The sequence below is a fragment of the Lysobacter sp. A378 genome, assembly GCF_054052125.1.
The window spans coordinates 913471-927313 of record NZ_JBSVRK010000001.1 but is presented as its reverse complement, the minus strand read 5'-3'; the positions used below and the strand labels follow the sequence as shown (position 1 = coordinate 927313).

General features: G+C 63.2%; 9 protein-coding genes and 1 tRNA gene. All 10 read right to left on the bottom strand.

The genetic code is table 11. The annotated features are described in order from the left end of the window. Nucleotides 1-78 precede the first annotated feature (78 nt). Nucleotides 79-4308, bottom strand: a complete 4230-nt coding sequence (gene rpoC, locus ACW7G1_RS04170; RefSeq protein ID WP_456978478.1) for a DNA-directed RNA polymerase subunit beta' — start codon at nt 4306-4308, stop codon at nt 79-81. 96 nt (nt 4309-4404) lie between these two features. Then, a complete protein-coding gene (gene rpoB / locus ACW7G1_RS04165; RefSeq protein WP_456978843.1) occupies nt 4405-8568 on the bottom strand; it encodes a DNA-directed RNA polymerase subunit beta in 4164 nt (1387 codons plus the stop codon). Between the two features lie 282 nt (nt 8569-8850). Next, nucleotides 8851-9225, bottom strand: a complete 375-nt coding sequence (gene rplL, locus ACW7G1_RS04160; protein ID WP_456962237.1) for a 50S ribosomal protein L7/L12 — start codon at nt 9223-9225, stop codon at nt 8851-8853. Nucleotides 9226-9311: 86 nt separating this feature from the next. Further along, the gene (rplJ, locus tag ACW7G1_RS04155; protein WP_456978477.1) at nt 9312-9836 is read right to left on the bottom strand and encodes a 50S ribosomal protein L10; all 525 of its coding nucleotides are present in this window, start codon (nt 9834-9836) and stop codon (nt 9312-9314) included. Nucleotides 9837-10196: 360 nt separating this feature from the next. Continuing rightward, nucleotides 10197-10895 carry a 50S ribosomal protein L1 gene (gene rplA / locus ACW7G1_RS04150; protein WP_456962239.1) on the bottom strand — a complete coding sequence of 233 codons (699 nt, stop codon included), beginning with the start codon at nt 10893-10895 and terminating at the stop codon, nt 10197-10199. Between the two features lie 4 nt (nt 10896-10899). Then, entirely contained in the window at nt 10900-11328 is a 429-nt protein-coding gene (gene rplK, locus ACW7G1_RS04145) for a 50S ribosomal protein L11 (protein ID WP_456978476.1), read from the bottom strand. Between the two features lie 101 nt (nt 11329-11429). Continuing rightward, entirely contained in the window at nt 11430-12047 is a 618-nt protein-coding gene (gene nusG / locus ACW7G1_RS04140) for a transcription termination/antitermination protein NusG (RefSeq protein ID WP_456978475.1), read from the bottom strand. A 4-nt stretch (nt 12048-12051) separates the two neighbouring features. Continuing rightward, the gene (gene secE / locus ACW7G1_RS04135) at nt 12052-12429 is read right to left on the bottom strand and encodes a preprotein translocase subunit SecE (protein WP_456978474.1); all 378 of its coding nucleotides are present in this window, start codon (nt 12427-12429) and stop codon (nt 12052-12054) included. A 15-nt stretch (nt 12430-12444) separates the two neighbouring features. Then, nucleotides 12445-12520 (bottom strand) — tRNA-Trp (locus tag ACW7G1_RS04130). A 107-nt stretch (nt 12521-12627) separates the two neighbouring features. After that, the gene (gene tuf, locus ACW7G1_RS04125; protein ID WP_456978473.1) at nt 12628-13818 is read right to left on the bottom strand and encodes an elongation factor Tu; all 1191 of its coding nucleotides are present in this window, start codon (nt 13816-13818) and stop codon (nt 12628-12630) included. Nucleotides 13819-13843: the final 25 nt, after the last annotated feature.

Genomic DNA, 13843 nt, shown 5'->3' with positions numbered 1-13843 from the left:
GGGCCCAACACGAGGCGCTCCTTGCGCCTCATTTGGTGATCTGGGGTGGCTCCTGGGAGCCACCACGACACTACGGTATTACGAAGCGCTCGACTCCTCGCCGACATCGGTCGCGGCCGCTTCGGCCGCCACCGGCGCCGACAGCGCCTCCATCTCCGAGTCGGTCAGTCCCGACGCGTTCTTGCGGCGCTGCGCGTGGTAAGCCAATCCGGTACCGGCCGGGATCAAACGACCCACGATCACGTTTTCCTTCAGACCGCGCAGGTTGTCACGGGTACCGCGCACGGCGGCTTCAGTGAGCACGCGCGTGGTCTCCTGGAACGACGCCGCCGAGATGAACGACTCGGTCGCCAGCGATGCTTTGGTGATACCCAGCAAGACCGGGTTGTACTGCGGGACAATCCCGTCGGCCGCGAGGACCTTGGCGTGCTCTTCGACGAAGCGCTGACGCTCGACCTGCTCGCCGTGCAGGAATTTGCTGTCGCCCTGGTCGGTAATCTCGACCTTGCGCAGCATCTGCCGGACGATCACCTCGATGTGCTTGTCATTGATCTTCACGCCCTGCAGACGGTACACGTCCTGGATCTCCTTGGTCAGGTACACGGCCAGCGGCTCGACACCCAGCAAGCGCAGGATATCCTGCGGAGTCGGCTCGCCGTCCACTACGGTCTCGCCCTTTTCGACGTGCTCACCTTCGAACACGATGATCTGCCGGTACTTCGGAATCAGCTCCTCGTGCTCGGTGCCATCCGAATCGGTGATCACCAGGCGCTGCTTGCCCTTGGTTTCCTTGCCGAAGCTGACCATGCCCGAACGCTCGGCCAGGATTGCCGGATCCTTCGGCTTGCGCGCCTCGAACAGGTCGGCAACGCGCGGCAGACCACCGGTGATATCGCGGGTCTTGGACGCTTCCTGCGGGATCTTGGCCACCACGTCGCCAACGCCCACCGGCGCACCGTCCTGCAGGTTGACCACCGAGCGCGGCGGCAACTGGTACTGCGCAGGCAGGTCGGAACCGGGAATGACCAGGTCATCGCCATTCTTGTCGACGATGCGCACGATCGGACGCAGATCCTTGGACGCGGAACCGCGTCGCTTCGGATCGGTGATCTCGCGCGACGCCAGGCCGGTCAGCTCATCGGTCTTCTCGATCACGGTGATGCCGTCGACGAAGTCCACGAAGCGGACGAAACCGGCCACTTCCGACACGATCGGATGGTTATGCGGGTCCCAGTGGGCGACCTGCTGGCCGGCCTTGATTTCCGCGCCATCCTTGACGTCGATGGTCGCGCCGTACGGCAGCTTGTAACGCTCGCGCTCACGGCCGTGGACGTCAAGCACCGACAACTCGCCCGAGCGTGATACCGCCACCACGTGGCCGGCACCATGCTCGATGTGCTTGAGGTTGTTGAACTTGATCGAACCGGTGGTCTTGACGGTGACGTTGTCGATCGCCGCCGCTCGCGATGCCGCACCACCAATGTGGAACGTACGCATGGTCAGCTGGGTACCCGGCTCACCAATCGACTGCGCCGCCACCACGCCAACCGCCTCGCCATGGTTGACGATGTGTCCGCGACCGAGGTCACGACCGTAGCAGCTGGCACATACACCGAACGAGGACTGGCAGGTGATGGTTGAACGCACCTTGATCAGTTGCACGCTGGCGTCTTCGAGCTTCTGTACCCAGGCCTCGTCCAGCAGCGTGTTGCGGGTGACGATCGGATCGTCGTCATTGCCCGGCAGGAACACGTCCTCGGCCACGACGCGACCCAGTACACGGTCACGCAACGGCTCGACCACGTCACCGCCTTCGACGATCGGGGTCATCATCAGGCCATCGAGCGTGCCGCAATCGTCCTCGGTGATCACCACGTCCTGCGCCACGTCGACCAGGCGACGGGTCAGGTAACCGGAGTTCGCGGTCTTCAACGCGGTATCGGCCAGGCCCTTTCGTGCACCGTGGGTCGAGATGAAGTACTGCAGGACGTTGAGGCCTTCACGGAAGTTCGCGGTGATCGGCGTCTCGATGATGGAGCCGTCAGGCTTGGCCATCAGGCCACGCATGCCGGCCAGCTGGCGGATCTGCGCCTGCGAACCACGCGCACCGGAGTCGGCCATGATGTAGACCGAGTTCATCGACTTCTGGTCGATCGTTTCGCCCTTCGCATTCTGGACCTTCTCGGTGCCGATCGTGTCCATCATGGCCTTGGCCACGCGCTCATTGGTGCGCGACCAGATATCGACGACCTTGTTGTAACGCTCGCCGGCGGTGACCAGACCCGACTGGTACTGCTCCTGGATCTCCAGGACCTCGGTTTCCGCCTCCTCCAGGATTCCCTTCTTGGCATCCGGGATGAGCATGTCGTCGATGCCGATGGAGACACCGGCGCGGGTCGCGTAGGCAAAGCCGGTGTACATCAGCTGGTCGGCGAACACGACCGTGTCCTTCAAGCCCAGCAGGCGATAGCTGGAGTTGATCAGGCGGCTGATGTTCTTCTTGGTCAACTCGACGTTGGCCAACGCAAACGGCAGGCCGTCGGGCAGGATTTCCTGCAGCAACGCCCGGCCGACGGTGGTGTCGACGATGGAGGTCCTGGTCACGCGCTCGCCTTTACCGGCCTCGCTGTCTTCCTGGACCACCGACTCGGTGATGCGCACCTTGACCTTGGCGTGCAGTTCCACCACGCGGTTGTCGTAGGCACGCTTGACCTCGGACACGTTGGCGAACGCCATGCCCTCGCCCTTCTTGTTCTCCAGGCCGCGGGTCATGTAATACAAGCCCAGCACGACGTCCTGCGACGGCACGATGATCGGCTCGCCGTTGGCGGGGCTCAGGATGTTGTTGGACGCCATCATCAGCGCACGCGCTTCCAGCTGGGCTTCCAGCGAGAGCGGCACGTGGACGGCCATCTGGTCACCATCGAAGTCGGCGTTGAACGCGGTGCAGACCAGCGGATGCAGCTGGATTGCCTTGCCTTCGATCAGCACCGGCTCGAACGCCTGGATGCCCAGGCGATGCAGGGTCGGAGCACGGTTCAACAGCACCGGATGCTCGCGGATCACCTCTTCCAGGATGTCCCAGACCTCGGCCTCTTCGCGCTCGACCAGCTTCTTGGCCGCCTTGATGGTGGTGGCCAGGCCCTGGCGTTGCAGCTTGGCGAAGATGAAGGGCTTGAACAGCTCCAGCGCCATCTTCTTCGGCAGGCCGCACTGGTGCAGCTTGAGGTACGGGCCGACCACGATGACGGAACGACCGGAGTAGTCGACGCGCTTGCCGAGCAGGTTCTGGCGGAACCGGCCCTGCTTGCCCTTGATCATGTCGGCCAGCGACTTCAGCGGGCGCTTGTTGGTGCCGGTGATGGCGCGGCCGCGGCGGCCGTTGTCCATCAGCGCATCCACCGACTCCTGCAGCATGCGCTTCTCGTTGCGCACGATGATTTCCGGCGCATTGAGCTCCAGCAGGCGACGCAGGCGGTTGTTGCGGTTGATGACGCGGCGGTACAGATCATTGAGGTCGGAGGTCGCGAAGCGGCCACCGTCCAGCGGCACCAGCGGACGCAGATCCGGCGGCAGCACCGGCAGCACCGTCATGATCATCCACTCGGGCTTGTTGCCGGACTCCAGGAACGCCTCGACCAGCTTGACCCGCTTGGTCAGGCGCTTGAGCTTGGTTTCCGAGCCGGTGGCGGCGATGTCTTCCTTCAGTTGCACCATCTCGCCCGGCAGGTCGAGGGTGCGCAGCAGGTCGTAGACCGCCTCGGCGCCCATCGCGGCGTCGAAGTCATCGCTGTGCTCCTGGCGTGCCTGCATGTACTGCTCTTCGTTGAGCAGCTGGCCACGCTCGAACGGGGTCAGGCCCGGCTCGGTGACGACGAACGCCTCGAAGTACAGGATCCGCTCGATGTCGCGCAGGGTCATGTCCAGCATCAAACCAATGCGGCTGGGCAGTGACTTCAGAAACCAGATGTGCGCGACCGGCGACGCCAGGTCGATGTGGCCCATGCGCTCGCGGCGGACCTTGGCCAGGGTGACCTCGGTGCCGCACTTCTCGCACACCACGCCACGGTGCTTCATGCGCTTGTACTTGCCGCACAGGCACTCGTAGTCCTTGACCGGCCCGAAGATCGCGGCGCAGAACAGGCCGTCGCGCTCGGGCTTGAAGGTGCGGTAGTTGATGGTCTCGGGCTTCTTGACCTCACCGAAGGACCACGAACGGATCAGGTCCGGCGACGCCAACGCGATCTTGATCGCGTCGAAGTTGAGCGCCGGACGCTGCTGGTTGAAAAGGTTGAGCAGGTCTTTCATTTTTCTTTCTCCGTGGAGGAGTAAATCGTCAAGGGGCTGGGATTACCGACTCGGAACGGGGAACGCGCGGTGCGCGGCGTTCCCGTTCCGTTTTTCTCAGTTCTCTTCCAGCTCCATGTTGATCGCGAGCGAACGGATTTCCTTCACCAGCACGTTGAAGGACTCCGGCATTCCGGCCACCATTTCGTACTCGCCATCGACGATGTTCTTGTACATCTGGTTACGGCCCTGCACGTCATCGGACTTCACCGTCAACATCTCCTGCAGCGTGTAGGCCGCGCCGTAGGCTTCCAGTGCCCAGACTTCCATCTCGCCGAAGCGCTGGCCGCCGAACTGCGCCTTGCCGCCCAGCGGCTGCTGGGTGACGAGCGAGTACGGACCGGTCGAACGGGCGTGCATCTTGTCGTCGACCAGGTGGTTCAGCTTCAGCATGTGCATGTAGCCGACGGTGACCTGGCGGTCGAACGCCTCACCGGTACGGCCGTCATGCAAGGTGGTCTGACCGCTGATCGGCAGGTCCGCCAGCTCGAGCATCTTCTTGATTTCCAGCTCTTCGGCACCGTCGAACACCGGCGTCGCCATTGGCACGCCGTCGGTCAGGTTGCCTGCCAGCGCCATCAGCTCCTGGTCACTGAACTGCTTGAGATCGACCCGCTGCCCGTGCAGCTTGATGTCGTGGTTGTAGATCTCGTCGAGGAACTTGCGCAGCTCGGTCACCTTGGCCTGCGCGTCGAGCATCCGCTGGATCTTCTCTCCCAGCCCCTTTGCCGCCCACCCCAGGTGGACTTCCAGCACCTGGCCGATGTTCATTCGGCTCGGTACGCCCAGCGGGTTGAGCACGATGTCGATCGTCTCGCCGTTGGCCATGTATGGCATGTCCTGCACCGGCACGATGGTCGAGACCACACCCTTGTTGCCGTGGCGGCCGGCCATCTTGTCGCCTGGCTGGATCCGGCGCTTCACTGCCAGGAATACCTTGACCATCTTCAGCACGCCCGGTGCGAGGTCATCGCCCTGGGTGATCTTGGCGCGCTTGTCGGCGAACCGACGCTCGAATTCCTTCTCGTGCACGTCGATCTGCTTCTGCGCGCGCTCGATCGCCTCGACCGCCGACTCGTCCTTCATGCGCAGGCTGAACCAGTCCTTGCGGGACAGGCCGTCCAGCACCAGGCTGGTCACGGTCTCGCCCTTCTTCAGGCCGGAACCGCCATTGGCAACCTTGCCGATCAACTGACTGCGCAGACGGCTGTAGATCGCCGCCTCGAGGATCCGGAACTGGTCGTCGAAGTCCTTCTTGACCCGGCGAACCTCGGACTCCTCGATCTGCTTGGCGCGCTTGTCCTTCTCGATGCCGTCACGGGTGAAGACCTGCACGTCGATGACGTTGCCGTCCATGCCCGGCGGCACGCGCAGCGAGCTGTCCTTCACGTCGCTGGCCTTCTCGCCAAAGATCGCGCGCAGCAACTTCTCTTCCGGGGTCAGCTGGCTCTCGCCCTTGGGCGTGACCTTGCCGACCAGGATGTCGCCGGCGCGCACTTCGGCGCCGATGTAGACCACACCGGACTCGTCAAGGCGATTCAATGCCTCTTCGGAGACGTTGGGAATATCGGCGGAAATCTCCTCCGGCCCCAACTTGGTGTCACGCGCTACCGCGGTCAGCTCCTCGATGTGGATCGTGGTGTAACGATCCTCCTGCACCACCCGCTCCGACAGCAGGATGGAATCCTCGAAGTTGTAGCCGTTCCACGGCATGAACGCGATCAGCATGTTCTGGCCCAGGGCCAGCTCGCCGATATCGGTCGAGGGACCATCGGCCAGCACGTCGCCGCGGGCGATCACATCGCCCACGTTGACCAGCGGGGTCTGGTTGATGCAGGTGTTCTGGTTGGAACGGGTGTACTTGATCAGGTTGTAGATATCGACACCGGCATCGGTCTCGCTGCTGATCTCGTCCTCGTTGACCTTGACCACGATGCGCGCCGCATCGATCTGCTCGATCGTGCCGCCGCGCAACGCATTCACGGTAACGCCCGAGTCACGCGCCACGGCGCGCTCGATACCGGTACCCACCAGCGGTTTCTGCGAACGCAGGGTCGGCACGGCCTGACGCTGCATGTTCGCGCCCATCAGTGCGCGGTTCGCGTCATCGTGCTCCAGGAACGGCACCAGCGCCGCGGCAACCGACACCGTCTGCATTGGCGAGACGTCCATGAAGTGGACCTCGGCGGGCGGCTTGAGCATCGACTCGCCCTGGTAGCGGCAGTCGACGAACAGCTCGCTCAGCACGCCCTTGTCATCCTGCGGCGCATTGGCCTGGGCGATGACGTACTCGTTCTCCTCGATCGCCGACAGGTACTCGACGTCGTCGGTGACCTTGCCATCCACCACCTTGCGGTACGGCGTCTCCAGGAAGCCGTACTCGTTGGTGCGGGCAAATACCGCCAGCGAGTTGATCAGGCCGATGTTCGGGCCTTCCGGAGTTTCGATGGTGCACACGCGGCCGTAATGGGTCGGATGCACGTCGCGCACCTCGAAGCCGGCGCGTTCACGGGTCAGGCCACCTGGCCCAAGAGCCGACACGCGGCGCTTGTGGGTGACTTCCGACAGCGGGTTGTTCTGATCCATGAACTGGGACAGCTGCGAGGAGCCGAAGAACTCCTTGACCGCGGCCGCCACCGGCTTGGCGTTGATCAGGTCCTGCGGGGTCAGGCCATCGGCCTCGGCCATCGACAGGCGCTCCTTGACCGCACGCTCCACCCGGACCAGACCGACGCGGAAGGTGTTCTCGGCCATCTCGCCAACCGAACGTACGCGGCGGTTGCCCAGGTGATCGATGTCATCGACGATGCCGCGACCGTTGCGAATCTCGGTCAGCACCTTCAACACGTCGAGGATGTCGGAGCCTTCGCCGACCTCGGCCGCCAGCCGCTTGGAGTCTTCATCCTTGCGCAGCGAGAAGTAGCGGGCGTCATACAGCACCGAGGCGCCGGTGACTTCCTTGCGACCGATGCGACGGTTGAACTTCATCCGGCCCACGGCCGACAGGTCGTAGCGGTCGAACGTGAAGAACAGGTTGTGGAACAGGTTCTGCGCGGCATCCTTGGTCGGCGGCTCGCCCGGACGCATCATCCGGTAGATCTCGACCAATGCCTCCAACTGGGTCTTGCTGGGATCGATCCGCAGCGTGTTGGAGATGAACGCGCCGCGATCCAGGTCGTTGGTCCAGATCGTGCCGACCACCTCGATACCACCCTTGCGGAACAGCTCCAGCTGCTCTTCGGTGATCTCGTCGTTGGCAGCAGCAATCAGCTCGCCGGTGCTGGTGTCGACCACGTCGTGGGACAGGGTCCGGCCAACCAGGTACTCGTCCGGCACCGCCAGTGCATCGATACCCGACGCCTCCAGTTGCTTGACGTGGCGCGCGGTGATGCGGCGGCCGGCCTCGACGATGACCTTGTCACCATCGGCCAGGTCGAAGTCCAGGGTCTCGCCGCGCAGGCGCTCGGCAACCAGCTCCAGCTGGACGCCCTCGGTGGGATCGATGTGGAACGTGTTGACCTCGAAGAACTCGGCCAGCATTTCCTCGTCGTTGTAGCCCAGCGCGCGCAACAGGATGGTCACCGGCAACTTGCGGCGACGATCGATACGGGTGAACAGCGCGTCCTTGGGGTCGAACTCGAAGTCCAGCCACGAGCCGCGGTACGGAATCACGCGCGCGCTGTAGAGCAGCTTGCCCGAGCTGTGGGTCTTGCCGCGGTCATGGTCGAAGAACACCCCGGGGCTGCGGTGCAGCTGGGAGACGATGACGCGCTCGGTGCCATTGACGATGAAGGTGCCGTTGCCGGTCATGAGCGGAATCTCGCCCATGTAGACCTCCTGCTCCTTCACGTACTTGATCGCCTTGGTCGACGACTCGCGGTCGTAGATCACCAGGCGCACGGTCACGCGCAGCGGGGCGCCGTAGCTCATGCCACGCTGGCGGCACTCGCGCTCGTCGAACGCGGGCTCACCCAGTTTGTAGCCGACATATTCCAGCGCCGCGTTGCCGCTGTAGCTGGCGATCGGGAACACCGATTTCAGCGCCGCATGCAGGCCGCGCTCCTTGCGCTTGGCCTGGGGCACGTCTTCCTGCAGGAACCGGCGATAGGAATCGACCTGGATCGCCAGCAGGAACGGCACCTCGAGGATCGAACGGCTCTTGCCGAAGTCCTTGCGGATGCGCTTCTTTTCAGTGAACGAATAGTTGACCTTGGAGCTCATGGTCGTCTTGGAAGCTGTGGTCATGGTGAGCTACCGCCTCGGTGTGCATCGGGTCGCGCGTCCGCGAGCCTGGGGGATACGTGAGTAGGGGGATACAAAAACAATGCAAAATTGCCAGTGGGAAGTCGCTGGTATTGCCGGCACCAGCACGCCATCTCCCGCTACTTCCAACTGCCAACTCGTTACCTGGTATCGCAGATGCCTCAACAACGGCCAAAGGCCGGGAGCTTTCGCCCCCAGCCTTGGCTGGTCGCCCATGTTACCCGGCGACGCAAGTACTGCTTACTTTACTTCGACGGTGGCGCCAGCTGTTTCCAGGTCCTTCTTCAGCTTGGCGGCTTCGTCCTTCGACACGCCTTCCTTCACATCCTTCGGCGCGCCTTCGACCAGGTCCTTGGCTTCCTTCAAGCCCAGACCGGTGATCGCACGGACCACCTTGATGACCTCGACCTTCTTCTCACCGGTGGCCTTCAGGGTTACGGTGAACTCGGTCTGCTCTTCCGCCGGGGCGGCAGAAGCCGCGGCCGGACCGGCAGCGGCCACGGGGGCAGCGGCGGACACGCCGAACTTCTCTTCCATCGCCTTCACCAGCTCCATCACTTCCATGAGGGACTTTTCAGCGATCGCTTCGATGATCTGTTCGTTGGACAGGGACATTGTAAAACCTCGATTATCTAGATTGGAAACGACTTGATTGTCGTACTGCGTTTCAAGACTGGAAAACGTAAACCGAACTGTTAGCCTCAGGCCGCCTTCGCCTGGCCAGCCGCGTTGACGACGCGGGTGACCTGCGAGGCCGGTTCGCTGAGCAAGCGGACCAGCATGGTGGCGGGCTGGGACATGACGCTGAGCAGCATCGACAGCGCTTGGTCGCGGGTCGGCAGTGACGCCAGGACATCCACATGGGAGCCCGGGTACAACTGCCCGCCCAACGACACCAGGCGCGGCTTCAACTTGTCGTTCGCTTTCGCGAACTCCTTGATCAGACGTCCTGCGGCACCGGGATCTTCCTGCGAGAAGGCGTACAGCAGCGGGCCGGTCAGCTCGTCGACGATGACGGCATAACCGGTATTTTCCACTGCTCGGGAGACCAGCGTGTTCTTGGCAACTTTCAAGTACACGCCCGACTCACGGGCCTTCTTGCGCATGTCAGTCAATTGACTGACGGTAAGACCCACGTACTCCGCGGCGACCAGCGAGTGCGCCTTGCCGGCGACCTCGGCCAGTTCGGCAACGACTTCCTGCTTCTGGGTCAGATTAAGAGCCATTGCACTCCTCCGTACTTCAACTCCGTCCCGCACAAAATGCACGGGAGCGGTCCTCGGTCGGCATCGTTTGGCCCGATGCCGGGAATGCCGCAAGCGGCACTCCGGGTGGTAGCCGTTTCCAAGACAACACTTGCAAAAACACGTCTGGAGGGTCGGCAACCATCTACGCAGGCCCGGCTCGGTGAAGTCCTTGCGGCGACTCCACCTGAAACCGGATTAAGCAGTCCCGCTGGTGACGACGGCGATTCCCTGCCAGTGAGGAGCTTCCGTGCCCGTCGTCGTCACGCGCTGACCGCGCCTACGGTCTTTGACGGCTATCGCCGCGGCCGAAGCCTTGGCGATGCCCTCAAAATTCTTGCGTTACTTCAGGATCAGCGTTCCCTGGTCCACGGCAACGCCGGGGCCCATGGTCGAGCTGACCGAAATTTTCTGCAGGAAGTGGCCCTTGGCCGTCGCCGGCTTGGCCTTGATCAAGTCCATCAACAGCGCTTCCAGGTTGCCCTTGAGCGAAGCATCGTCAAAATCGGCCTTGCCAATCGTGCAATGGATGATGCCGGCCTTGTCGGTGCGGTAGCGGACCTGGCCGCCCTTGGCGTTCTTGACCGCCTCGCCCGGGTTCGGCGATACGGTGCCGACCTTCGGGTTGGGCATCAGGCCCCGCGGGCCGAGCAGCTGACCCAGCTTGCCGACCACACGCATCGCGTCCGGGGTGGCGATGACCACGTCGTAGTTCAAGTCGCCCGCCTGCATCTTCTCGGCCAGGTCATCCATGCCCACGGCCTCGGCACCGGCGGCGAGTGCCTCGTCGGCCTTGGCGCCGGCCGGCGCGAACACTGCTACGCGTACGGTCTTGCCGGTACCTGCTGGCAGCACGGTAGAGCCGCGCACCTGCTGGTCGGACTTCTTGGCATCCACGCCCAGGCGTACGGCGACATCGACGGACTCGACGAACTTGGTCTTGGTCGCGGTCTTGACGATCTTGATGGCATCACCAAAGGCGTAGGACTTGCCCGGCTCGATGGCGGCCTTGATTGCTTTCTTGCGCTTGCTCATTGCCATGGTCTCAGCCCTCCACCGTCAAACCCATGCTGCGGGCAGAACCCGCAATCGTACGAACCGCCGCTTCCAGGTCGGCCGCAGTCAGGTCAGCCTCCTTCATCTTGGCGATCTCCTCGAGCTGGGCCCGGCTGATCTTGCCGACCTTCTCGGTGTTGGGGCGCTTGGAGCCAAGCGTGACGCCAGCCGCCTTCTTGAGCAGCACGGCGGCCGGGGTGCTCTTGGTGATGAAGGTGAAGGTGCGGTCCGAGTACGCGGTGATGATCACCGGCGTCGGCAGTCCCGGCTCCAGCTTCGACGTCGCCGCGTTGAAGGCCTTGCAGAACTCCATGATGTTCAGACCGCGCTGACCGAGGGCGGGGCCCACCGGCGGCGACGGATTGGCCTGACCGGCCTTGACCTGCAGCTTGATATAACCAACTACTTTCTTTGCCATTGCTCAGCTCCTGCGAGTGCGGACGCCAGTGAGTCTTTCGACCACGGGCTCCTCGCGGTTGTTGCCGGGGCGAACCACTCGTCCCGGCGAATCTGTTGCCGTCAGGCCTTCTCGACCTGGGCGAATTCCAGCTCGACCGGAGTCGAGCGACCGAAGATCAGCACTGCGACGCGCAGGCGGCTCTTCTCGTAATTGATTTCCTCGACCACGCCGTTGAAGTCATTGAACGGACCGTCAACCACGCGAACCATCTGCCCGGCTTCGAACAACACCTTCGGCCGCGGCTTCTCGACGCCTTCCTGCACCCGGTCCAGGATTGCGGCGGCTTCGTGATCGGCGATCGGTAACGGCCTGTCGGCGGTGCCACCGATGAAACCCATTACCTTCGGGGTCTCCTTGATCAGATGCCAGCACTCGCTGTCGATCCGCGGAATGCCACTTTCGTCGTTCGTCTTGATCTGCACCAACACGTAACCCGGGAAGAATTTGCGCTCGGAGCGGCGCTTCTGTCCGGCACGCATCTCCACGATCTCTTCGGTCGGCACCAGCACATCGCCAAAGCGATCCTGCATTTCCTCGCGCTCGATCCGGTCGCGCAGAGCCTGCGCGACAGTTTTCTCGAAACCCGAATAGGCGTGGACGACGTACCAACGCTTGTTGCTGTTCGCGTCGTCGCCGCCGTTGTCCACGTTGTTGCCTGGCGTCTGCACCTGTGTCATCTCCTCACCGTCCCAGTAGCCATTTCACGGCCGCCTGGATGACCACGTCGAACCCGGCCATGATCAGGCTCAGAATCACGACTGCCAAAACCACCACCCACGTGGTGCGCGTTGCTTCCTGGCGCTTTGGCCAGACCACCTTGCGCAACTCGAAGCGCGACTCCGAGAGGAACTGCAGGGTTTGCCCACCCAGGTGGCTGCTCAGGAAGACCGCCACACCGGCGACCAGGCCCGCGGCCACGAACAAGGCGCGCAACGCGCCCGGCAACTGCTCGAACCAGTAGAACGCAAAGATACCGGCGACGACCAGGAGCACCGCCACCACGTACTTCAGAATATCGCCGGCGTCGGCGGACTTGTGTTGTTCAGCCTTGCTGTTCAATCGACCTTCCGCATTTGGCACGCCAGGAGGGACTTGAACCCCCAACCTGCGGTTTTGGAGACCGCTGCTCTGCCAATTGAGCTACTGGCGTATTTGACTGGTTCTGAAAAAGGCAACGGCGGCTGACGCCGCCCTGCCGGGATTGATGCTTGTGGTACCGGCAAGGTCGCTCGCAACAATGCGACCTGCCGTACTGCGTTACTTGATGATCTTGGCGACCACGCCGGCGCCAACGGTACGGCCACCTTCACGGATCGCGAAACGCAGGCCTTCGTCCATCGCGATCGGGTTGATCAACTCGACCACCATCTTCACGTTGTCGCCCGGCATCACCATCTCCACGCCCTCAGGCAGCTCGCAGGCGCCGGTCACGTCGGTCGTGCGGAAGTAGAACTGCGGACGGTAGCCCTTGAAGAACGGCGTGTGACGGCCGCCCTCGTCCTTGCTCAGGATGTACACCTCACCCTCGAACTGGGTGTGCGGCTTGATCGAACCGGGCTTGCACAGCACCTGGCCGCGCTCCACGTCGTCACGCTTGGTGCCGCGCAGCAGCAGGCCGGCGTTGTCGCCCGCCTGGCCCTGGTCGAGCAGCTTGCGGAACATCTCAACACCGGTCACCGTCGTCTTCACGGTCGGACGGATACCGACGATCTCGATCTCTTCGCCGACCTTGATGATGCCGCGCTCGATACGACCGGTGACCACGGTGCCGCGACCGGAGATCGAGAACACGTCCTCAACCGGCATCAGGAACGCCTTGTCCACGTCGCGCACCGGCTCCGGGATCCAGCTGTCCAGCGCGTCCACCAGCTTGATGATCGACGGAATGCCGATATCGCTCTGGTCGCCTTCCAGCGCCTTCAGCGCCGAACCGATCACGATCGGGGTGTCGTCGCCTGGGAACTCGTACTTGCTCAGCAACTCGCGCACTTCCATGTCCACCAGCTCAAGCAGCTCGGCGTCGTCCACCATGTCCGCCTTGTTCAGGTAGACCACGATGTACGGCACGCCCACCTGGCGGGCCAGCAGGATGTGCTCGCGGGTCTGCGGCATCGGGCCGTCCGCGGCCGAACACACCAGGATCGCGCCGTCCATCTGCGCCGCACCGGTGATCATGTTCTTCACATAGTCGGCGTGTCCCGGGCAATCGACGTGCGCGTAGTGGCGATTCGGGGATTCGTACTCGACGTGCGAGGTCGAGATGGTGATGCCGCGCGCCTTCTCTTCCGGGGCGCGGTCAATCGCGTCGTACGCGCTGAACTCGCCACCGAAACGCTCGGCACCGACCTTGGTCAGCGCGGCGGTCAACGTGGTCTTGCCGTGGTCAACGTGACCGATCGTGCCGACGTTCACGTGCGGCTTGGTGCGCTCGAATTTACCCTTGGCCATGACTGTCGCTTCTCGTTATGGGACG